Annotated in this window: 19 protein-coding genes; 16 read left to right on the top strand and 3 right to left on the bottom strand. The window is 45.4% G+C overall.

Annotated elements, in window-relative coordinates; genetic code table 11:
• Positions 1 to 96 precede the first annotated feature (96 nt).
• The 6 genes from R2J37_RS11065 to R2J37_RS11040 all read left to right on the top strand — a co-directional run bounded on the left by R2J37_RS11065 (position 97) and on the right by R2J37_RS11040 (position 8,353).
• Positions 97 to 597 (top strand): MarR family winged helix-turn-helix transcriptional regulator, encoded by a 501-nt coding sequence (locus R2J37_RS11065; protein ID WP_230105630.1) that lies wholly within the window; start codon positions 97 to 99, stop codon positions 595 to 597.
• Positions 598 to 625: 28 nt separating this feature from the next.
• Positions 626 to 2,905, top strand: a complete 2,280-nt coding sequence (locus tag R2J37_RS11060; RefSeq protein WP_256194972.1) for an ABC transporter ATP-binding protein — start codon at positions 626 to 628, stop codon at positions 2,903 to 2,905.
• Position 2,906: 1 nt separating this feature from the next.
• Complete coding sequence (locus tag R2J37_RS11055; RefSeq protein WP_230105632.1) at positions 2,907 to 4,736, top strand: ABC transporter ATP-binding protein; 1,830 nt, start codon at positions 2,907 to 2,909, stop codon at positions 4,734 to 4,736.
• A gap of 133 nt (positions 4,737 to 4,869) precedes the next feature.
• Complete coding sequence (locus R2J37_RS11050) at positions 4,870 to 5,652, top strand: SseB family protein (protein WP_256194969.1); 783 nt, start codon at positions 4,870 to 4,872, stop codon at positions 5,650 to 5,652.
• Positions 5,653 to 5,692: 40 nt separating this feature from the next.
• On the top strand, positions 5,693 to 6,622 hold the full coding sequence (gene cysK, locus R2J37_RS11045) for a cysteine synthase A (protein ID WP_316265016.1): 930 nt from the start codon (positions 5,693 to 5,695) through the stop codon (positions 6,620 to 6,622).
• Between the two features lie 15 nt (positions 6,623 to 6,637).
• A complete protein-coding gene (locus R2J37_RS11040) occupies positions 6,638 to 8,353 on the top strand; it encodes an ABC transporter ATP-binding protein (protein ID WP_256194965.1) in 1,716 nt (571 codons plus the stop codon).
• A 12-nt stretch (positions 8,354 to 8,365) separates the two neighbouring features.
• Here the strand turns inward: R2J37_RS11040 and R2J37_RS11035 are convergent, their stop codons facing one another.
• The 3 genes from R2J37_RS11035 to R2J37_RS11025 are packed head-to-tail and all read right to left on the bottom strand — an operon-like array spanning position 8,366 to position 10,972.
• Positions 8,366 to 8,878, bottom strand: a complete 513-nt coding sequence (locus R2J37_RS11035; protein ID WP_230105636.1) for a DUF4364 family protein — start codon at positions 8,876 to 8,878, stop codon at positions 8,366 to 8,368.
• Positions 8,848 to 9,816 (bottom strand): tRNA modification radical SAM protein MnmL/YtqA, encoded by a 969-nt coding sequence (mnmL, locus tag R2J37_RS11030; protein WP_316265013.1) that lies wholly within the window; start codon positions 9,814 to 9,816, stop codon positions 8,848 to 8,850. Before mnmL ends, R2J37_RS11035 begins: the two co-directional genes overlap by 31 nt.
• Before the next feature lie 7 nt (positions 9,817 to 9,823).
• Entirely contained in the window at positions 9,824 to 10,972 is a 1,149-nt protein-coding gene (locus tag R2J37_RS11025; RefSeq protein WP_316265011.1) for an NAD(P)-dependent malic enzyme, read from the bottom strand.
• Between the two features lie 254 nt (positions 10,973 to 11,226).
• Between R2J37_RS11025 and rho the strand changes: the two genes are divergently transcribed.
• The 10 genes from rho (at position 11,227) to R2J37_RS10975 (ending at position 21,191) form a co-directional block, all read left to right on the top strand.
• Positions 11,227 to 12,699: a transcription termination factor Rho gene (gene rho / locus R2J37_RS11020; RefSeq protein ID WP_316265009.1), complete on the top strand. Its 1,473-nt coding sequence runs from the start codon at positions 11,227 to 11,229 to the stop codon at positions 12,697 to 12,699.
• A 99-nt stretch (positions 12,700 to 12,798) separates the two neighbouring features.
• Positions 12,799 to 13,002 (top strand): 50S ribosomal protein L31, encoded by a 204-nt coding sequence (gene rpmE / locus R2J37_RS11015; RefSeq protein WP_230105640.1) that lies wholly within the window; start codon positions 12,799 to 12,801, stop codon positions 13,000 to 13,002.
• Between the two features lie 75 nt (positions 13,003 to 13,077).
• The gene (locus R2J37_RS11010; RefSeq protein ID WP_230105641.1) at positions 13,078 to 14,016 is read left to right on the top strand and encodes a DUF1385 domain-containing protein; all 939 of its coding nucleotides are present in this window, start codon (positions 13,078 to 13,080) and stop codon (positions 14,014 to 14,016) included.
• Positions 14,006 to 14,863 (top strand): peptide chain release factor N(5)-glutamine methyltransferase, encoded by an 858-nt coding sequence (prmC, locus tag R2J37_RS11005; protein WP_416386683.1) that lies wholly within the window; start codon positions 14,006 to 14,008, stop codon positions 14,861 to 14,863. The genes R2J37_RS11010 and prmC overlap by 11 nt, the downstream gene beginning before the upstream one ends.
• 26 nt (positions 14,864 to 14,889) lie before the next feature.
• On the top strand, positions 14,890 to 15,963 hold the full coding sequence (prfA, locus tag R2J37_RS11000) for a peptide chain release factor 1 (RefSeq protein WP_230105643.1): 1,074 nt from the start codon (positions 14,890 to 14,892) through the stop codon (positions 15,961 to 15,963).
• A 53-nt stretch (positions 15,964 to 16,016) separates the two neighbouring features.
• Positions 16,017 to 16,937 (top strand): DUF2156 domain-containing protein, encoded by a 921-nt coding sequence (locus tag R2J37_RS10995; protein ID WP_316265005.1) that lies wholly within the window; start codon positions 16,017 to 16,019, stop codon positions 16,935 to 16,937.
• Positions 16,938 to 16,949: 12 nt separating this feature from the next.
• Positions 16,950 to 18,137 carry a pyridoxal phosphate-dependent aminotransferase gene (locus R2J37_RS10990; protein WP_230105645.1) on the top strand — a complete coding sequence of 396 codons (1,188 nt, stop codon included), beginning with the start codon at positions 16,950 to 16,952 and terminating at the stop codon, positions 18,135 to 18,137.
• Positions 18,138 to 18,147: 10 nt separating this feature from the next.
• Positions 18,148 to 19,203 (top strand): histidinol-phosphate transaminase, encoded by a 1,056-nt coding sequence (gene hisC, locus R2J37_RS10985; protein WP_230105646.1) that lies wholly within the window; start codon positions 18,148 to 18,150, stop codon positions 19,201 to 19,203.
• Between the two features lie 13 nt (positions 19,204 to 19,216).
• Complete coding sequence (locus R2J37_RS10980; protein WP_230105647.1) at positions 19,217 to 20,065, top strand: DUF368 domain-containing protein; 849 nt, start codon at positions 19,217 to 19,219, stop codon at positions 20,063 to 20,065.
• 43 nt (positions 20,066 to 20,108) lie between these two features.
• Complete coding sequence (locus R2J37_RS10975; RefSeq protein ID WP_316265002.1) at positions 20,109 to 21,191, top strand: substrate-binding domain-containing protein; 1,083 nt, start codon at positions 20,109 to 20,111, stop codon at positions 21,189 to 21,191.
• Positions 21,192 to 21,366 lie beyond the last annotated feature (175 nt).

Raw genomic sequence — 21,366 nt, 5'->3', positions numbered from 1 at the left:
ATAAGAAGATAATAAAAATTAGTCTTTATACGTTGACTTTAGTGATCAACACTACTAAAATAACCGTTAGACATCTAACTAATAGGGAGGTGCGAAATGAAATTGGAGAACGGAAATGCTCCTGTTCAGATGATTTTGCAGCAGCTTCTTCATCTGACAAAGTATCAGGCAATACATCTTTTGGAGCATTTTGATCTGAATCCGGGGCAGGCAGGTATTCTGTTCACACTGAGCCATCGTGGGAATCTGACACAGAGAGAGCTGGCCGCCAGAATCGGGATCACACCGCCGTCCATGACGGTTGCTCTTAGGAAAATGGAGGAGAAAGGCTATGTGATAAAACAGCCGGATGAACTGGATCAGAGGAAAATCAGGATTCACCTGACGGAAAAGGGGACTGGATGTATTGATGACATGAAGAAAGTATTCCGCCAGATAGAGGAAATCATGTTTCGGGGATTTTTGCCGGAAGAGAAGCTTCTTCTTCGGAGATTTTTACTGCAGATGGAAGAAAATATCCTGAAATCCAAAGAAATGGATGGAATGGATATGAACTGTATTATCAGCCGGATGTATCCCCAGGATAAAGAGGAATAATCATGACAAAAAGGAGAGACATAAGTATATGAGAAAGCTGTTTAAGTTCCTGAAGCCTTATGCAGGAACCGTTTTTTTGATTTTATGTGTATTGATGGTACAGGCATATTGTGATCTGTCCCTTCCGTCCTATACTTCTGATATTGTAAATATTGGTATTCAGCAGGGCGGTGTTGATGAGACAATTCCGGAGGAAATATCAGAGGAGGAGTTAAACAAGCTTCTTTTGTTTGTCCCATCGAAAGACCAGGAAGAAGTACAGAATGCGTATGAGGTCAGCAAAGACAGGGATTATGATTACGATGGAACGGTGTACCGTTTAAAAGACGAAATCAGCGGACAGGAGGATAAGGCGCAGGAACTTTCTGATATACTGGGAAAACCAATGCTTCTTGTTTCGGGATTCGAATCTGACAGTGATATGACGAAACAAATGGAAGAAAAGATGCAGGAGCAGATGCAGCAGCAAATGCAACAGACGATGCCGCTTCAGCAGGGACAGGCAGAAATGCCTGTACAAATTTCAAATGACATGACAGTCTTTGAGATGTTTTCCATGATGGATGCAGCCCAGAGGGATGAGATGGTAAGCCAGATGGATGAGGGACTTAAGGATATGCCGGACACCATTGTGGAACAGGCGGCCACAGTCTATATCCGTTCTGTTTATGAAAATCTGGGACTGGATATGGATGCCATACAGAACAGTTATATCCTAAGCACCGGAGGCAAAATGCTGGCGCTTGCCGCTCTTGGAATGCTGGCCAGCATTTTGGTAGGTCTGATGGCGTCCAGGGTTGCAGCAAGTGTGGGACGGGAGACAAGAGAAAAGGTATTCCACAAGGTTGTAGGATTTTCCAACAATGAGTTTGATACCTTTTCTACCGCTTCGCTGATTACCCGAAGCACCAATGATATTCAGCAGATACAGATCCTGACAGTCATGATTTTAAGGATGGTATTGTATGCACCTATTATCGCTGCCGGCGGTATCTGGAAGGTGTTCAATACCAATGTGGATATGTCATGGATCATTGGTCTGGCAGTGGGACTGATTTTTGCAGTTGTAATTATACTGTTCCTTGTTGTAATGCCGAAATTTAAGATCGTACAGAAAATGGTAGACCGCCTTAACCTGGTTTCCAGAGAGATCCTTACCGGTCTGCAGGTTATCAGGGCATTCAATACAGAGGAGCATGAAGAAAAACGGTTTGACAGGGCAAATACGGATCTGACAAAGCTGAATCTTTTTGTAAACCGTGCCATGACTTTTATGATGCCAGTCATGATGCTTATCATGAATGGGATTTCTGTTTTGATCGTGTGGAACGGCGCTCACAGCGTTAACGACGGTACAATGCAGGTGGGAGATATGATGGCATTTATCCAGTATACTATGCAGATCATTATGGCCTTCCTTATGATCTGTATGATTTCTGTCATGCTTCCAAGAGCTGCCGTATCTGCCGAGCGTGTCGATGAAGTGCTTCAGAGCAATACCATGATTTTGGATCCGGATCAGCCGGAAGAAATAGAGGACTGCCGGGGAGAGATCACATTCGATCATGTATCCTTCCGCTATCCGGGAGCAGAGGAAGATGTACTGGAAGATCTGAATTTTACTGCAAAGCCGGGGCAGACGACAGCGATTATCGGAAGTACCGGATGCGGTAAAACAACTTTGGTAAATCTGATCCCCAGATTTTATGATGTGACAAAGGGAAGGATCTTATTGGATGGCCATGATATCCGGAACATTACACAGCATAAGTTAAGAAGCGAGCTGGGATATGTGCCGCAGAAAGGTATTCTGTTTTCAGGTGATATTGCGTCCAACATCCTTTATGGCAATCCGGACGGGACAGAGGAAGAAATGGAAGAAGCAGCACAGATTGCGCAGGCAACAGAATTCATTAAAAATAAAAAGAAAAAATACAAAAGTCCGATCTCGCAGGGTGGATCCAATGTTTCCGGAGGACAGAAGCAGAGGTTGTCCATTGCCAGAGCGGTGGCAAAACATCCAAAGATTTATATTTTTGATGACAGCTTTTCCGCTTTGGATTATAAAACAGATGTGGCAGTCCGTAATGCTCTTAACAAGAAGACAAAAGACAGCACAGTAATTATTGTTGCCCAGAGGATCAGCACCATTCTCCATGCAGAACAGATTATTGTCCTGGATGACGGAAAAATCGCCGGCATCGGTACCCACAAGGAATTGTTGAAAAACTGCGAGTCCTATTATCAGATCGCATCTTCACAGCTCTCTGAGAAGGAACTGGAAAATGACATGAAGGAGGTGGGCTAGGATGGCACCAGGAAAAAGAGGACATGGACATATGGGCGGCCACATGGCGCCGGGGGAAAAGGCAAAAGACTTTAAAGGCACCATGAAAAAACTGATGGATTATATGGGAAAGTATAAGATTGCTATACTGTTTGTAGCTATTTTTGCCATCGGAGGCACAGCCTTTAATATAGCAGGACCTAAGATTATAGGAAAAGCAACGACAGAGATTTTTAACGGATTGGTAAGCAAAGTGTCAGGAGGATCCGGGATTGACTTCGGAAAAGTAGGGCAGATTTTGCTTGGGGCGATGGGGCTTTACTGTGTCAGCGCTATACTTTCCTTTATACAGGGCTATATTATGACAGGAATCTCACAGAAGATGACTTACCGCCTGAGAAAAGAAATTTCGGAAAAAATCAACCGTATGCCTATGAACTATTTTGATAAAATGACTCATGGAGAGATTCTTTCCCGTATTACAAATGACGTTGACACCCTGGGGCAGAGCCTGAATCAGAGTGCTACACAGGTCATTACATCAGTGACGACCATCATCGGCGTACTTGTTATGATGCTGAGCATCAGCCCTTTGATGACACTCATTGCCCTTTTAATCCTTCCGGTTTCCATGGGACTGATTTCTGTGATCGTCAAGCATTCCCAGCGGTATTTCAAAGACCAGCAGGAATATCTGGGACACATTAATGGTCAGGTAGAAGAGGTTTACAGTGGTCATAACATCGTGAAAGCCTTCAATAAAGAAGAAGACATTATCCGGGAGTTTAATGAGACAAATACCATTTTGTATCAGTCTGCCTGGAAATCACAGTTTTTCTCCGGTATGATGATGCCGGTTATGCAGTTTGTAGGAAATCTGGGATATGTGGCGGTGTCCATCCTGGGGGGCTATCTGGCGATCAGGAATACGATTGAGGTGGGAGATATCCAGTCTTTCATTCAGTATGTCCGTCAGTTTACACAGCCGATCCAGCAGGTAGCACAGGTTGCCAATATGCTGCAGTCTACGGCGGCAGCTTCCGAGAGGGTGTTTGAATTTCTCGAAGAGGAGGAGGAAGAGCCTTCGCCTGAAAGTCCGGTATCCACAGAGAATCTGGAGGGCCGGGTGGAATTTGACCATGTGCACTTCGGATACAATCCGGACCATATCATCATCAATGATTTTAATGCCAAGGTAGAGCCGGGACAGAAGATCGCCATTGTGGGACCGACAGGAGCCGGAAAGACGACGATGATAAAACTTCTGATGCGGTTCTATGATGTGAACAGTGGAGCGATTAAGGTGGATGGTCATGATATCAGGGATTTTGACAGGGGAGAACTAAGAAAAATGTTCGGCATGGTTTTGCAGGACACCTGGTTGTTTAACGGCACTATTGAGGAAAATATCCGTTACGGAAAGCTGGATGCTACTCACGAGGATGTGGTGGAAGCGGCGAAAGCGGCTTATGTGCACCGGTTTGTACAGACGCTTCCAAGCGGATATAATATGGTGCTCAATGAGGAGGCAAGTAATGTTTCCCAGGGACAAAAACAGCTTCTGACGATTGCAAGAGCAATCCTGGCAGATCCGAAGATCCTGATCCTGGATGAGGCAACAAGTTCGGTAGATACAAGGACAGAGGTGCGGATCCAGAAAGCCATGGACAATCTGATGAAGGGACGGACCAGCTTTATCATCGCTCACCGTCTTTCCACAATCAGGGATGCGGACATGATCCTGGTCATGAAAGACGGAGATATTGTGGAACAGGGAACACACGAAGAATTGCTGGAACAGAACGGATTCTATGCAGAACTGTACAATTCACAGTTTGCAAAGAGTGCATAAAAAATTCCTGCAGCGGCGCAGCACTGAAAACAGTGCCGTCTGCAGGAATTTTTATTTTGCATTGTATTCCATTTGGCGGATAAATGATGTATGATAGAAAAAGGATTGTTTAAGGAAAGAAAGGAAAATATACATGGCACAAAATAACAGTAATCAGAATAACGGTGTAAAAAAGCAGGAAGCTCTGACGAAGCTTAGGATGGCATCGGAGCTTTATGTTCTTATGTCCGGATTTACAAAAATGCCTTACGTATCCTGTGATCCGGATACATACGATGATCAGGTCCTGATATTCTGGACAGAGGAAGAGGCAAAGCAGGAGGCAAAAAAACTGCTGGAAAACAAAGAACTTGTCAGTATTGTGAAGGTGGAGAATAAACAACTTCTTGCCTTTTATTCCAGCCTTTTTGCCATGGGCGTCAATGCCCTGTTTGTCAGCAGAGGACTGGAGGGAGAGACAAGGATACAGCTGGACGAGTTTGTGAAAAGACCTCAGGCGGACAAACTTCCGGAAGGTCAGGTGCACGTGGAAAATCCGGAATTTCATCTTACGGCCCTCTATCTGATGCAGGCGGTACGGCGGGATCCAAATGCGGCAAAGGAGGAGGCTGTCAAAGAACTGCAGGAAGAAATGCTGGCGGATTTCCAGAAAGGACGCTATATTGTGCCGGTGGAGCCACAAAAAGGACTTCCGGTTATGAAGCAAAAGGATGGGACAATATTCCAGCCTGTTTTTACAGATGCGGCAGAGTTTGCAAAATTTAACCGGGAAAAGCGGTTTCAGGCTGCAGTAGTGGAATTTGCAAAACTGGGCGAGATCCTTGCACCGGAAGCAAAAGGAGTTATGGTAAATCCCATGGGGGTAAATGTTCCCCTGCAGATTGCCCGGAAGAAAAAAGAAGACGCAAAAGGGTAAGCTACATATATTAATACTGAAAAGAGAAAGGAAGAGAAAAATGGTGTACAACAATATTTTAGAAGCAGTGGGAAATACGCCATTGATCCGTCTGAATCATATGACAGGATCTGATGACGCAGAAATTCTGGTAAAATTTGAAGCAATGAATGCAGGGGGATCTATTAAGACAAGGACCGCTCTGCATATGATCGAGACAGCAGAGGAGAAAGGGCTGATCCAGCCGGGGAAAACTACAATTGTGGAACCTACCAGCGGCAACCAGGGAATTGGTCTGGCTCTGATCGGAGCAGTGAAGGGGTATAGGACGATTATTATTATGCCGGATTCTGTCAGCGAGGAGAGAAGGAAGCTGGTAAGCCATTACGGAGCAGAAGTAAAGCTGATCCATGATGCGGGAAACATTGGAGATTGTATTGAAGAATGTCTCCAGACAGCTCTTAAAATGGCAAAAGAGGATCCCAATGTATATGTGCCCCAGCAATTTGAAAATGAAGCCAACTCGGAGATTCACAGAGAACAGACAGGAAAGGAAATCCTTGAGCAGGTGGCGAGGCCTATTCATGGATTCTGTTCGGGAATCGGAACCGGCGGTACCATTACAGGAATCGGAGAAGCATTAAAAGCGGAAAATCCGGATATGGAAATCTGGGCAGCAGAGCCGGAAAATGCGGCTATTTTGTCAGGAAAAGAGATTGGCACCCACATTCAGATGGGAATTGGCGATGGAGTGATCCCGGCAATTTTAAATCAGAATATATACAACCGGATTGAGATTGTTACAGATGAAGAGGCGCTCGAAACAGCAAAAGAGCTTGCTGCCAAAGAAGGGCTTATGTGCGGAATTTCCGGAGGCACCAATGTGGCTGTGGCAAAACGGATGGCAAGGGAGCTGGGAAAAGGCAAAACAGTGGTAACTGTTCTGGCAGATACCGCGGAGAGATACTTCTCCACACCGCTGTTTGACTAGAAAGAGGAACGGAAAATGTTTCGTACTTTATTTTCCTTTTTCAAACCCCACCGGGGAATCTTTATACTGGATATGTGCTGTGCTGTCCTTGTGGCGGCTATTGATCTTGCATTTCCGCTGGTATCAAGAAATGCCATGTATGAGATGCTGCCGGATAAAATGTATCAGACATTTTTTACGGTAATGGCCATTGTGGCGGTCAGTTATGTGCTTCGCTCAGTGTGTAATTATATTATGACCTACTGGGGGCATACCTTTGGTGTGCGGGTGGAGGCTGACATCCGGGAAGCGCTGTTTTGCCATCTGCAGGATCTGGACTTTGAGTTTTATGATGTGAACCGTACCGGAAAACTGATGAACCGGCTGACCGGGGATCTCTTTGAGATTACCGAGCTTGCCCATCACGGCCCGGAAGATCTTCTGATCTCTGTCCTTACGATTGTGGGGGCTCTTGGATTCATGTTTTCCATTGAGTGGCGGCTGGCCCTTGTAGTGGCGATTATTATTCCCATCTTCCTTTTGGTTGTCATGGTATGCAGAAGGAGCATGGCGGATGCGTCGGTCAAAGTGAAGGAGAAAATGGCTGCTATTAATGCGGATATAGAATCCTGTATTTCCGGGATGAGGACTTCCAAGGCGTTTGCCAATGAGGAAGTGGATCAGGAGAGATTTGAAAAATCCAATGACCGGTTTAAGAACTCAAAGGGGATTTACTACAAAGCCATGGGAAGGTTTAACGCCTCTTTGGAGTTTTTTATGTGTATTATGCCGGTGGCTGTCATCACGTTTGGAGGATGGCAGATCATGCAGGGCAGAATGAACTATGTAGATCTTATTACTTTTAATCTTTATATCAGTACGTTCATTACCCCGATCCGAAAACTTTCCAATTTTGCGGAAATTTTTACAAATGGAACGGCAGGGCTGAAACGGTTTGATGAGATCATGCGTATCCAGCCGGCGGTAAAGGAACGGGAAGATGCGAAAGATATGGAGGTAAAAGAAGGGCAGATCGATATTGATGATGTCAGCTTTTCCTACGATGAGCATACAGAAGTGCTGACCCATGTGACACTTCACATTGAGCCGGGACAGAAGGTGGCTGTAGTAGGCCATTCCGGAGGAGGGAAGACCACTTTGTGCCAGCTTGTACCAAGATTTTATGATGTCACAGAAGGAAGCATCCGGATCGACGGCACAGATATCCGCAGTGTGAAAAAGCGTTCGCTTAGGGATAATATCGGAATTGTCCAGCAGGATGTTTTCATGTTTGCGGACACTATCCTGGAAAATATCAGATACGGGAAACCGGATGCCTCCTATGCAGAGGTCGTGAAGGCGGCGAAAGAAGCGGAAATTTTCGATGATATTATGGAGATGCCGGATCAGTTTAATACTTACATTGGAGAACGGGGAACGATGCTGTCGGGAGGGCAGAAGCAGAGGATCGCTATTGCCCGGATCTTCCTGAAAAATCCGAAGATCCTGATTCTGGATGAAGCGACTTCCGCGCTGGATACCATTACGGAGAGTAAGATCCAGGAAAGCTTCGATGAGCTGACAAAAGGGCGTACCACTCTTGTGATCGCCCATCGTCTTGCTACAGTGAGAAATGCAGACAGAATTGTGCTTATAGATGAAGGAAAAATACAGGAGAGCGGTACACACGAGGAGCTGATGCGCAAAGGCGGCAAATATGCTCAGTTGTACCGCACTCAGGAATTAAAATAAAAAAAGTTCTGTTTACAGGAGGTTTTGCATAATGAGAGCATAAACCTCCTGATTTTTTTTGTTCCAGTTGTTAGCTACTGTCTGGGCTTCCGCTTCCGACGGAACGGTAATGGTCAGATCGATAAGAGGAAACTGGTTTTCCATTACCTGACAGCGGACGGAATATTCCATATTGCCATTGGGGAAGTAGTCCGCCTTGACAGAGACTTCGTTTTTCAGTTCGTAATGTTTTTCCTTTAAAAATTCATCAATGTCGGACTGGATGGCCGGAGAAATCTTATTGCGGAAATACTGTATGGTTTCAGCCCCTTCTTCCGTGAGGTGGTAGAAGGTTCTGCTGTGAGTAGACTCCTCCCGGATGAATCCGGATTCGTTAAGCTCGGCAATGGCTCTTTGCAGCTTGAAATAAGTGGTATAGCCTTTATCGAGAATAAATTCAGAAATCTGTGAATTAGTCAGAGGAAAATCTACTTTCTCCAGCATGTACAAGATGATCAGTTTGTATAATGTAAATGGTTCTGCCATGAATCATAACTCCTTCCCTGCCAGATATTCTGGCATTTCAGATATGCCTGCATCTGATTCAATACAAGCCTTTTATTTCCTGTCCAAAGAGGTGCGATGAGCAGCGGTTTCGGCCCGTCGCCGGTCAGCCGGTGGATGACAATGTCCGGTCTTAAAAGAGAAAGGCACTGACCTGCCACATGAATGTATTCCTCCATGTCAGGGATATGAAACGGATGCTCTTTGTAGTAGTCCGCAAGATCCGTATGCTTCAGCACATGTAGCAGCTGAAGTTTGATTCCCTGGATATCTGTGTTGTTCAAATAACAAATGGTTTCATACATCTGTTCGTGAGTCTCTCCCGGAAGGAAGAGAATTGTGTGGACGATGACAGGAATATCAAGTGCGCGAAGCTGCATTACCGCATCCTCAAAAACAGAAAGGGGATAACCCCGCCGGATAAACTTGGCGCTTTTCTCATGTATGGTCTGAAGGCCAAGCTCAACCCAGACGGGTTTGATCCGGCTTAGCTCCTCAAGAAGCTGAAGTACAGGCGGTTCCAGACAGTCCGGCCTGGTGGCAATGGACAAGACCCGTATATCGGGATGAAGGATTGCTTCTGTAAAAATGCGGCGCAGATAAGAAACGGGAGCATAAGTGTTGGTGTATGCCTGAAAATAAGCGATATAACCTGTGCCTTTAAATTTCTTTTCTGCCTGTTTTTTCCCGGTTTCAATCTGCCGGGTTACAGAAAGACCGGGATCGGATGCGAAATCTCCTGAACCGCCCTGACTGCAGAAGATACAACCCCTATCTCCCAGCGTTCCGTCGCGGTTCGGACAGCTCATATGTCCGTTTAGGGAAATTTTATACAGCTTTTCTCCGAAAACATGCTTCAGATGCCAGTCCAGGGAATGATAGCGCTTTTCTCCCCAGAAGACAGGTTTTAAATCTTCCATACAGATTTTAAATGTGGTCTCGGACTGCACGGCTTACGACATCAGCCACACGAGGATCAAAAGCTTCCGGCAGGATGTTGTTTTCATTTAATTCTTCATCCGGCACAAGCCCTGCAATGGCAAGAGCTGCCGCCAGCTTCATTTCCTCAGTGATCTGAATGGCACGTCCCTCCAGAGCCCCTTTAAAAATACCCGGAAAAGCGACTACATTATTTACCTGATTTGGAAAATCGGAACGGCCGGTTCCGACAACCTTTGCACCGGCTTCTTTTGCCAGATCCGGCATGATCTCCGGCACAGGATTTGCCATGGCAAAGAGAATGGCATCCTGATTCATGGAAGCAACCATTTCTTTTGATACAATACCGGGAGCGGAAACTCCTACAAAAATGTCAGCACCCTTCAGGGCGTCGGCGAGAGTGCCGGTTTTATTCTCCAGATTGGTGACTTCTGTCATCCGTTTTTGCATCCAGTTCAGGCCAGGAGAGTCTTTGCTGATAATTCCGTTGATATCGCACATAGTGACATGTGCGAAACCATACTGAAGGAGAAGCTTGGTGATGGCAACTCCGGCGCTTCCGGCTCCGTTTACGACAACCTTTACGGTCTCTTTGTGTTTTCCTGTGACTTTCAGAGCGTTGATAATTCCTGCGAGCACCACAATAGCAGTTCCGTGCTGATCGTCGTGAAATACGGGAATGTTAAGAAGCTGCTTCAGCCGTTCTTCAATTTCAAAACATCTGGGTGCACTGATATCCTCCAGATTGACGCCTCCGAAAGCCGGAGCGATATTGACGACTGTGCGGATAATTTCATCCGTATCCTGTGTATCAAGGCAGATAGGGACTGCATTGACGCCGCCAAATTCCTTGAAAAGGACGGCCTTGCCTTCCATGACAGGCATGGCGGCTAAAGCGCCGATATTTCCCAGTCCCAGAACGGCGCTTCCGTCAGAAACAACTGCTACCGTATTGGATTTCATGGTGTAAGTATATGCCGCTTCCGGATCTTCGGCGATTACCTTGCAGGGTTCGGACACGCCCGGCGTATAAGCAATGGAGAGATCTTCCCTTGAACGGACGTGTGATTTGGCAGCGGTTTCTATCTTTCCATTCCACTGTTTATGCATTTCTAAAGCTTTTTCCTGTATCGTCATTATATTCCACCTTCTTCTTATTTTTATAGATTTTTATAGACTTGTTAGAACTGTTAATAATCATACCATTCCTTGAAAACAGGTGCAATATTTTTATCAGGATTCCTTGTCCTGCGTATACCTGTATAGTTTCATAAAATTAGGACTTTAAAAAGGGAAAAAGATATAGTATAATAGCTCTATATTTCAGGTTGTCAAGTCAGACGAAAATTCCCGAATCGATTTAAAAATTGAGTAAGAAAGGATCAGTGTATATGCGAGAAAAATATGAGACTCTGCCTCTTGCCACGTTAAAAGATCTGGCAAAAGCAAGGGGACTGCGCGGTATTTCCACAATGAAAAAAGCACAGCTTATCGACCGCATGGTAGAAGAAGACGAAAAAGAAAAGAAGGAAGAGGAAAAGAAAGAAGAAGAAAAAAAACCGGAAGAGAAAAGGACTGTAACAAAGCAGGATGTAAGAAACGAGTCCAGAGGCGAGCAGCATAAAAATGAGTCCTTCAGAAAAAACAATTCTGCACAGGTCAGACTGACAGAGGAGAATGCAAAAGAGCTGTCAGCCAATACCGGAGACCGGGAGCTGCATGATATTGACCGCCTGGACAGCGGGGTGACAGCCAACGGTATTCTGGAAGTGCTTCCAGACGGATATGGCTTTATTCGCTGTGAAAATTACCTCCCGGGGGAAAATGATGTCTATGTTTCTCCTTCCCAGATCCGGCGTTTTAATTTGAAGACCGGAGATATTCTGGAGGGAAATACAAGAATCAAGACCCAGCAGGAAAAGTTCAGTGCTCTTTTGTATCTGTCCAAGATCAACGGCATTCATCCGGCTGTTGCAGCCAGAAGGCCCAATTTTGAAGATCTGACCCCAATCTTCCCAAATGAAAGATTGTCCCTGGAAAGCGGAAGAAGCAGTACAGCCATGCGGATCATGGATCTTCTGTCTCCTATCGGAAAAGGGCAGAGAGGTATGATCGTTTCTCCTCCAAAGGCAGGTAAGACTACTCTGTTAAAAGAGGTGGCACTCTCTGTCAGAAAAAACAATCCGGAAGTACATCTTCTGATCCTTTTGATCGATGAGCGCCCGGAGGAAGTAACAGATATTAAGGAAACCATTGAGGGAAAAAGTGTAGAGGTCATTTACTCTACTTTTGACGAGCTGCCGGATCACCATAAAAGAGTGTCGGAGATGGTGATCGAGCGGGCCAAGAGGCTGGTAGAACACGGAAAAGACGTTATGATCCTTCTGGACAGTATTACCCGTCTTGCAAGAGCCTACAACCTCACTGTGCCGCCGTCAGGGCGGACGCTTTCAGGAGGACTTGATCCTGCGGCTCTGCATATGCCCAAACGGTTTTTCGGCGCTGCAAGAAATATGCGGGAGGGAGGAAGCCTGACAATCCTGGCAACAGCTCTTGTAGATACCGGAAGTAAGATGGACGATGTGATTTACGAGGAATTTAAAGGAACCGGAAATATGGAGCTTGTTCTTGACCGCAAACTGTCAGAGAAGAGAATGTTCCCGGCTATCGACATCCCGAAATCCGGGACAAGGCGTGAAGACCTCCTTCTCACAAAGGAAGAGCAGGAAGCTGTGGATTCTATGCGTCGCGCATTGAACGGTATGAGAGCGGAAGAGGCCGTAGACAATATCCTGAATATGTTTTCCCGGACAAAGACAAACAGGGAACTTGTTCAAATGGTAAAAAAGACAAAAATAATATAGACAAGAAGAAAGTTTTGTGATATAATTACAGAGCTGTTTAGAAAACGAAAAGAATCCATGCGTATATACGCAGCGAGAATAAAGAAGAGGTGAAACGAAATGAAAGAAGGAATACATCCAGCTTACCATCAGGCAACAGTGACATGTAACTGTGGAAACACATTTGTGACAGGCTCTACAAAAGAGGATATCCACGTAGAAATCTGCTCCAAATGCCATCCATTCTACACAGGTCAGCAGAAAGCTGCACAGGCACGCGGACGTGTAGATAAGTTCAACAAGAAATACGGATTGGACAAATAAGAAAAACGGTAAACGGGTTGAGGTTTTTACAATCTCAACCCGTTCTGCATATACGAGAAACGGCAGGAGGAAGGTATGAAATCATCGAACATCGGCGGTCAGGCAGTGCTGGAAGGCATTATGATGAAAAACAAAGAAGACTATGCAGTAGCTGTCCGAAAGACAAACGGAGAGATAGAGGTACACAAAGATCGTTATACCGGAGCGGCAGGTAAGGTGGGACGCCTGGCAAGGATTCCGTTTATCCGTGGAATTTTCAATTTTATCGATTCCCTTGTATTGGGAATGCGGACACTGATGTACTCGGCTTCCTTTTTTGAGGAAGAAGAGGAGACAAAGCCCCTTACTAAGGAAGAAAGTGAGAAAAAAGAGCAACAGGAAAAATGGATGATGCGCGGAGTAATGGCATTTTCCATTGTGCTGGCAGTTGCCATTTTTATGATACTGCCCTATTTTCTTTCCGGACTTTTGAAGCCATTGATTCCGTCCTACCATATCAGAACAGTAATTGAAGGGTTTGTGAGAATTGGAATCTTTCTTATATATATTATGCTGATTTCCAAAACGGAAGATATACAGAGAACGTTTATGTACCATGGGGCAGAGCATAAATGCATCAACTGCATTGAACACGGGCTTCCGTTGAATGTGGAAAATGTCAGGATCAGTTCCAGGCAGCATAAGCGGTGCGGAACCAGTTTCCTGTTCTTTGTGCTGGCTATCAGCATCATTCTTCTTCTGCTTGTCCAGGTGGATTCTGTTGTTATGCGGGTGGTGGTGAGAATTGCTCTTCTTCCCGTAATAGCAGGCATTTCCTATGAAGTTTTAAGACTGGCAGGAAATTCAGATCACTGGCTGATAAATTTTCTGAGCAGACCGGGGCTTTGGATTCAGAAGATGACGACAAAGGAGCCGGATGACAATATGATCGAAGTGGCAATACAGGCAGTAGAGGCTGTCTTTGACTGGAGGAAGTATGAAGCAGAAACATTTGGAACAGAGTCTGACTCTTAAAAGTGCGCTTCAGGAAGGGACGGAATGTTTGAAGAAAGCAAAGGTTCCGGAGCCGGAGCTGGACGCCTGGATTTTGTTGGAATATGCGGCAAAGGTGGAACGGAGCAGGTATTATCTGGATCCGGAAAGGGAGCTTTCAGAAAAGGAAAGCTCTCTTTATATGGAAGCAATCCGCAGGCGCTCTTCGAGGATCCCGCTGCAGCATATTACAGGAGAGCAGGAATTTATGGGGTTTTCCTTCCGGGTAAATCCCCACGTTCTCATTCCGCGGCAGGATACAGAGATTCTTGTGGAGACTGCTTTGGAAAAAGCAGAGAACCATATGCGGATCCTGGATCTGTGCACAGGATCCGGATGCATTATCATCAGCCTTAGCAAAATGATCCTTGAGGGAAGAGAACCGGCATGGGAAATAGAGTGCGAAGGAAGTGATATTTCACCGGAGGCTCTTAAAACAGCTAAGGGAAATGCTGACCGCCTGGGCGCGCGGGTTCATTTTATCCAAAGTGATCTTTTTGAAAATATACAGGGCGCATATGATATGATCGTGTCCAACCCTCCCTATATCCAGACGTCTGAAATCGAGGAGCTTCAGGATGAAGTCCGGCTTTATGATCCGAGGATCGCTCTGGACGGGAAAGAAGACGGACTGTATTTTTACCGGAGGATCATAGAGGAAGCAAGGGAGCATCTGTCAGAGAAAGGCTGGCTGCTCTTTGAAATCGGATGGGACCAGAAAGAGGCTGTCTCGAACCTTATGGAGGAGGCAGGGTATACCCTGGTCACTGTAAAAAAGGATCTGGCGGGACTTGACCGTGTGGTAATGGGAAGGTACAATAAAGCGTAGTGTGAAAATAGGTAGGAGGAGAAAAGATGTTTGACAAATTAGAGGATCTGCTCATTCGATATGAAGAAATTATGAGTGAGCTGCAGGAGCCGGGAGTAGCAGATAACCAGGAACGCTTCCGCAGACTTATGAAAGAACAGAATGATCTGACTCCCATTGTTGAGGCATATAAAGAATACAAAGCATGCAAGCAGGCTATTGAGGACAGCCTTGCTATGCTGGAAGAAGAAACAGATGAAGAAATGAGGGAACTTGCCAAAGAGGAGCTGAATGATTCCAAGGCGAGAGTGGAGAGTCTGGAGCAGGAGCTGAAGATTCTGCTTCTTCCTAAAGATCCTAATGATGATAAAAATGTTATTGTGGAGATCCGCGCCGGGGCAGGCGGTGATGAGGCTGCTCTTTTTGCAGCAGAGATCTATCGTATGTATGTCCACTATGCAGAGAGCAGAAGATGGCGCACAGAGCTGATTTCCGTAAGTGAGAATGGAATAGGCGGATTTAAAGAAGTTGTGTTTATGATCACAGGACAGGGCGCATACTCCCGCCTGAAATATGAAAGCGGTGTACACCGCGTGCAGAGAGTACCGGAAACGGAGAGCGGCGGACGTATCCATACGTCCACGATCACGGTTGCCATTATGCCGGAAGCGGAGGAAGTGGATATCGTGATCGACGAAAAGGACATCCGTATCGACGTTATGAGGGCGTCCGGAAATGGAGGACAGTGCGTCAATACGACAGACTCTGCGGTGCGTCTGACTCACTATCCCACCGGAATCGTGATCTACAGCCAGACGGAAAAGTCTCAGCTGCAAAATAAAGAAAAGGCTTTCAGGCTGCTTAGGTCCAAGCTGTATGATCTGGAAATGGAGAAGAAACAGGCGTCAGAAGCGGAAGCCAGAAGAAGTCAGATCGGAACCGGAGACCGTTCAGAGAAGATCCGTACTTACAACTTCCCCCAGGGAAGGGTGACGGATCATCGTATCAAGCTGACGCTGCACAAACTGGACAGCGTTATGAATGGGGATCTGGACGAGATCATCGACAGTCTGATTGCAGCGGATCAGGCGGCAAAACTGGCAAATATGAATGAAGAATAAAGAACCGGAGCAGAGAACAACAGACAGGAGACAATGGAAAAGAAGGGTAGAATATGCTGGAATATGATTTTAAACGTCCACAGCTGGAAGATAAGGAGATTATCACACATTATTTTAAACATCATACAAGCCGAAGCTGTGAACGGACTTTTGTGAATGTTTTCTTGTGGGCGAGATTTTATAATGTAACGTATGCAGTTATTGAGGATACACTGGTCTTTAAAAGCGAAGACGAAGGCAGGCTTGCATTTGCCTATCCGGCAGGTGAGGCGGACTGTGTAAGGAAAGCCATTGACAGGCTGGATCAGTACAGTAAGGAAAGGGGCAAAGCATTCTGCCTTTATAATGTGACTCCAGATAATTTTGAACAGTTGGAGAACTGGTATCCGGGAAGATTCCAGGTGGAGTACAATGAAGATCTGGCCGACTATGTATATGAGTCGGAGAAGCTCTGTACACTTTCCGGTAAGAAACTTCACGGAAAAAGAAATCACATTAATAAATTCAAAGCCACATACGAGGGAAGATGGAGCTATGAGCCGATTACAAAAGACAATGTGGAAGAATGTTTCCAAATGGCTTTGAAGTGGAGAAATCAAAACGGATGCAACGATGATCCGGAAAAAAATTCAGAGATGTGCGTTACGCTCAATTCCCTGCGGCTTTTTGAGGAGCTGGAATTAAAAGGAGGGCTTCTCCGTGTGGATAACCAGATTGTGGCATTTACCATGGGAGAGCCAATCTGTTCCGATACATTTGTTGTGCATATTGAAAAGGCATTTCCGGATGTTCAGGGTGCCTATCCGATGATCAATCAGCAGTTCGTAGAGCATGAATGTATGCAGTACAAATATGTGAACCGGGAAGAGGATACCGGGGAGGAAGGCCTTAGGAAGGCGAAACGTTCCTACCGGCCGGTGTTTATGGTAGAGAAAGGGCTGGTAACAGAGAAAAGCCCGGCAGATGTACAGTAAGGAGGAGATAGAATGATCGCAGATAAAATGAAAGGTATGGTGGCAAACAGTTCCGCTATCCGGGCAATGTTTGAAGAGGGCAATCGCCTGGCTTCCCTTTACGGAGCGGAAAATGTATATGATTTCAGTCTGGGCAATCCCAATGTTCCGGCACCGGAAGCTGTAAAAAAAGCCATCGTGGAGCTGGTGGAAGGTGAAGATCCCATTGCACTTCATGGATATACCAACAGTAACAGTGGTTATCCGGAGGTACGGCAGGCAGTGGCGGATTCTTTGAATGAAAGATTTGGGACATCCTTTGGCGAGAGAAATATTATTATGACAGTGGGGGCAGCCGGCGGTTTGAACGTTATTTTTAAAACGCTGCTCAATCCGGGAGATGAAGTCATTGCATTTGCTCCTTATTTTGGAGAATATCGTTCCTACACAAACAACTATGACGGCGTGCTGGTGGAAATTTCTCCTGATACAGAGACATTCCAGCCAAGACTTCAGGAGTTTGAACAGAAAATCACTCCAAAAACGAAAGCGGTCATTGTCAATACTCCGAACAATCCTACCGGAGTGGTCTATTCAGAAGCTACCATTCAGAAAATGGCGGCTATTATGGAGGCAAAGCAGAAAGAATATGGAACAGATATTTATCTGATCTCGGACGAGCCTTACAGAGAGCTTGTCTATGACGGAGCAGAAGTACCTTATCTGACAAAGTATTATGACAACACCATTGTGGGATATTCCTACAGTAAATCCCTTTCCCTTCCCGGAGAGCGGATCGGATATCTGGTTATTCCCGATGAAGTGACAGACAGTGAAGAAGTGCAGTCTGCAGCCAATGTAGCTACGCGTATTCTTGGATTTGTCAATGCGCCGACGCTGCAGCAGAAGGTTGTGGCAAAATGCCTTAATGAAAAGACGGATATTTCTTTTTATAACAGAAACAGGGAAGCACTCTACGAAGGTCTGAAAGAATGCGGTTTTACCTGTATTAAACCGGAAGGGGCTTTCTATCTGTTTGTGAAATCACCCATAGAGGATGAAAAAGAATTTTGTGCGGCGGCTAAGAAATATAATATTCTCATGGTTCCGGGCAGCTCTTTTGCCTGCCCCGGCTATGTGAGACTGGCATACTGTGTAGCTCATGAGACGATTGTAAATTCTCTTCCGAAGTTTAAAGAGCTTGCAAAAGAGTATTTTTAAGAGGACAGCTATGAGCAGATTAGAAGAAAACATCCGAAAAGTCACACCTTACGTACCGGGAGAACAGCCCCAAAATAAGGTGATCAAACTGAATACAAACGAAAACCCCTATCCGCCTTCTCCGGAAGTGGACAGGGTGCTTGGAGAAGTAGACTCCGGGGATTTCCGGCTTTATCCGGATCCTTCCTGCAGTATTCTTGTAAAAGCTCTTGCAGATTGTTACGGAGTAGGAGAAGACCAGATATTTGTAGGCGTAGGGTCAGATGATGTACTGGCAATGTGCTTTTTGACCTTTTTTAACTCGGGAAAGCCAATCCTTTTCCCGGATATTACCTATTCTTTTTATAAAGTATGGGCTCAGCTGTACAGCATTCCTTATGAGTGCCCGAAACTGAATGAAGAGTTCCGGATCGTAAAGGAAGATTATTACAGGGAGAACGGCGGCGTTATTTTCCCGAATCCAAATGCACCGACGGCTGTTTATGAGGAGTTGGATTTTATAGAAGATATTCTGGAACATAACCGGGATGTTGTTGTGATCGTGGATGAGGCCTATATTGATTTTGCCGGCAGATCCGCTATAGAACTGATAGAGCGCTATGATAATCTGGTAGTGACGCAGACTTTTTCCAAGGCCCGCTCCATGGCGGGAATGCGGATCGGCTATGCTATCAGCAATCCGAAACTGATCCGTTATTTGAACGATGTAAAATATTCTTTCAATTCCTATACGCTAAACAAGGTAGCTCTTGTATGTGGAGAGGCTGCGGTAAAAGATCAGGAATATTTTGAAAATACGGTAAAAAAGATTACAGATACAAGGGAAAAGACAAAAAAAGAACTTGCAGATCTTGGATTTTCCTTCACAGATTCAAAAGCAAATTTCATTTTTGCATCTCATCCTGAATATGATGCAAAAGAGATGTTTGATGCCATGAAGGAGCAGGGAATTTATGTACGGCACTGGGACAGTGAACGGATCAGCCAGTACCTGCGGATTACTATTGGTACAGAAGAAGAAATGCAGAAATTATTTGAATTTTTGAAAAAATATATGCAGAAATAAGGAGAAGAGACTTATGTTAAAAGCAGTGTTACAGGGAATAGTAGTGGGAATTGCCAATATTATTCCGGGAGTCAGCGGCGGGACTATGATGGTTGCCATGGGGTTATACGATAAGCTGATCCACGCGATTACACATTTAAAAAGTGAGTTCCGGCAGAGTATGAAACTGTTGCTGCCAATTTTTATCGGTGCAGGGCTTGCTATCGTGATTTTGTCCAGGGTATTTGAGTTCCTTTTGGAGAACTACCCGATTCCAACAAACTTTGCATTCTGCGGACTGATTGCCGGCAGCCTGCCTTTTATTTTTCAGAAAGTAAAAGGTCATTCCGTCACAGTAGGAAAAATAATTCCTATGGTGATATTTTTTGCTGTTGTTATTTTGATGGCTGTTATGGGAGAAACCGGAGGAAAGGAAGCAGATGTAAGTTTTACCCTTATTAATGTAATTAAGCTTCTTCTGGTTGGGATCATTGCAGCGGCGACGATGGTAATTCCGGGAGTCAGCGGCTCTATGATGCTTATGCTTTTAGGGTATTATGATACTATTTTAAGAACTATTAACAAATTTATCGACGCGGTTTTATCCTTTGACATTAACAGTATTCTGGTACAGTGCGGTATCCTGATTCCATTTGGTATCGGTGTAATTCTCGGAATTTTCCTGATTGCCAAGTTGATTGAATTTATTTTCATGAAAGCGGAGATCCACGCATATTATGCGATCATTGGCCTCATTGTGGCTTCGCCTATTGCAATTCTTTTAAAGATAGACTGGAGCGGTTTTTCAGTTATGACTTTGGGGGCAGGAATCATCTCCTTTATTGCCGGATGGTTTGTGGCAAGTAAGCTTGGCGGTGAATAGAAAATGCCGGAGGCCCAGCCTGCAGATTCTAAGAGGAAAAGATATGAAGTGTAAATATTTTGCGGCAGTTTTGATCTCTGCTTTTGCGGTCGTCAGTTTTAGCGGCTGTTCTTTCCCAAGGTCGTTTGATGAGACAGAAAGCGGTACGGCAGCAGGGGAAGGAACAGCGGCAGCAAAGGAAAAAGCACAGGAAAATATGCAGGAAGAAGAAAACGAAAAAGTAAAAATTGGTGTATCTTTTGATTCCATGGAGCAGGAACGCCGCGAAATAGAGCGGACAGTTTTGGAAGATACGGTTCAGAAGCTGGGAGCCCTGGTGGAGATCCAGAGCGCCGAAGGGGACGTAGAAACGCAAAAAGAGCAGATCAGGGAGTTTACAGATGAAAGCGTCAATGTAATTATTGTCGCTGCTGTGGACAGCAGCGCCCTGGAAACAGAAATCCGTAATGCGAGAAACCAGGGAATCCTGGTAGTTTCTTACGAACGCCTGGTTCAGGGAGAACAGACAGATCTCTTTGTGGCAGCAGACAGCCGGATGGCAGGGGAACAGATTGCCGATGAAATCAAAAATCAGCTTCCGGAAGGGGGAAGCATTCTGCTTGTATGCGGGCCGGAGAACGACCGGAGCAGCCAGAATACAGCAGATACTCTGGAAGAGGAATTGGAGGGAAACTCCTGGGAGATTGCTTACAGAGGATGCGCCGCTTCCTGGAGCGGGGAAGATGAAAAGCATGCTGTAGAAGAGGCTTTTCAAAATGCAGGAAAACAGGCAGATGCAATTGTATGTGCAACAGACCGTATGGCCGGCATGGCGGCTGAAATCCTGGAAAGCGAGCAAAGAACAGGCGAGATGGCAGTCATCGGACAGAATGCAGATTCTGACGCCTGCAGACGGATCCGGGAGGGCACACAGACAATGACCATCTATATACCGGCGGAAGAGCTGGCCGAAAAGGCAGCTGAATACGCAGTTCAGATGGCGGAAGGCGGTAACTTTTCCGAAACGATTACAGAAGAATACGAACTGGTCGGAGAGGAAGAAGAATTTATGGTGCCATGTTACAGAGCAGAAACATTGGCTGTTACGGAAGAGAATGTAAGCAAATTGGGACGTAACACTTTTTAAAAGTGTTACGTCCCAATTTGCTTACAGCCCTGTGTAAAATTGCTTTTAGCCCTGTGTAAAACTGCGAATATTACTAAAAATTGTGGTAATTGGTAGTGCTGCCTACAAAATATTGATATAATAGCAGCGGATTATTCTATAAAAGCTATCCCACGGTAAAAGGCCTTTATTAAAA

The organism is Claveliimonas bilis, from assembly GCF_030296775.1.
GTDB classification, from domain to species: Bacteria; Bacillota; Clostridia; order Lachnospirales; family Lachnospiraceae; genus Claveliimonas; species Claveliimonas bilis.
The sequence above is the reverse complement of the archived record's forward strand: the minus strand, read 5'-3'. Positions and strand labels throughout refer to the sequence as shown.

Excerpts from the sequence above, each read along its gene's own strand:
- R2J37_RS11065 (WP_230105630.1), top strand. The coding sequence starts at position 97 with ATGAAATTGGAGAACGGAAATGCTCCTGTTCAGATGATTTTGCAGCAG.
- R2J37_RS11060 (WP_256194972.1), top strand. The coding sequence starts at position 626 with ATGAGAAAGCTGTTTAAGTTCCTGAAGCCTTATGCAGGAACCGTTTTT.
- R2J37_RS11055 (WP_230105632.1), top strand. The coding sequence starts at position 2,907 with ATGGCACCAGGAAAAAGAGGACATGGACATATGGGCGGCCACATGGCG.
- R2J37_RS11050 (WP_256194969.1), top strand. The coding sequence starts at position 4,870 with ATGGCACAAAATAACAGTAATCAGAATAACGGTGTAAAAAAGCAGGAA.
- cysK (WP_316265016.1), top strand. The coding sequence starts at position 5,693 with ATGGTGTACAACAATATTTTAGAAGCAGTGGGAAATACGCCATTGATC.
- R2J37_RS11040 (WP_256194965.1), top strand. The coding sequence starts at position 6,638 with ATGTTTCGTACTTTATTTTCCTTTTTCAAACCCCACCGGGGAATCTTT.
- R2J37_RS11035 (WP_230105636.1), bottom strand. The coding sequence starts at position 8,878 with ATGGCAGAACCATTTACATTATACAAACTGATCATCTTGTACATGCTG.
- mnmL (WP_316265013.1), bottom strand. The coding sequence starts at position 9,816 with ATGGAAGATTTAAAACCTGTCTTCTGGGGAGAAAAGCGCTATCATTCC.
- R2J37_RS11025 (WP_316265011.1), bottom strand. The coding sequence starts at position 10,972 with ATGACGATACAGGAAAAAGCTTTAGAAATGCATAAACAGTGGAATGGA.
- rho (WP_316265009.1), top strand. The coding sequence starts at position 11,227 with ATGCGAGAAAAATATGAGACTCTGCCTCTTGCCACGTTAAAAGATCTG.
- rpmE (WP_230105640.1), top strand. The coding sequence starts at position 12,799 with ATGAAAGAAGGAATACATCCAGCTTACCATCAGGCAACAGTGACATGT.
- R2J37_RS11010 (WP_230105641.1), top strand. The coding sequence starts at position 13,078 with ATGAAATCATCGAACATCGGCGGTCAGGCAGTGCTGGAAGGCATTATG.
- prfA (WP_230105643.1), top strand. The coding sequence starts at position 14,890 with ATGTTTGACAAATTAGAGGATCTGCTCATTCGATATGAAGAAATTATG.
- R2J37_RS10995 (WP_316265005.1), top strand. The coding sequence starts at position 16,017 with ATGCTGGAATATGATTTTAAACGTCCACAGCTGGAAGATAAGGAGATT.
- R2J37_RS10990 (WP_230105645.1), top strand. The coding sequence starts at position 16,950 with ATGATCGCAGATAAAATGAAAGGTATGGTGGCAAACAGTTCCGCTATC.
- hisC (WP_230105646.1), top strand. The coding sequence starts at position 18,148 with ATGAGCAGATTAGAAGAAAACATCCGAAAAGTCACACCTTACGTACCG.
- R2J37_RS10980 (WP_230105647.1), top strand. The coding sequence starts at position 19,217 with ATGTTAAAAGCAGTGTTACAGGGAATAGTAGTGGGAATTGCCAATATT.
- R2J37_RS10975 (WP_316265002.1), top strand. The coding sequence starts at position 20,109 with ATGAAGTGTAAATATTTTGCGGCAGTTTTGATCTCTGCTTTTGCGGTC.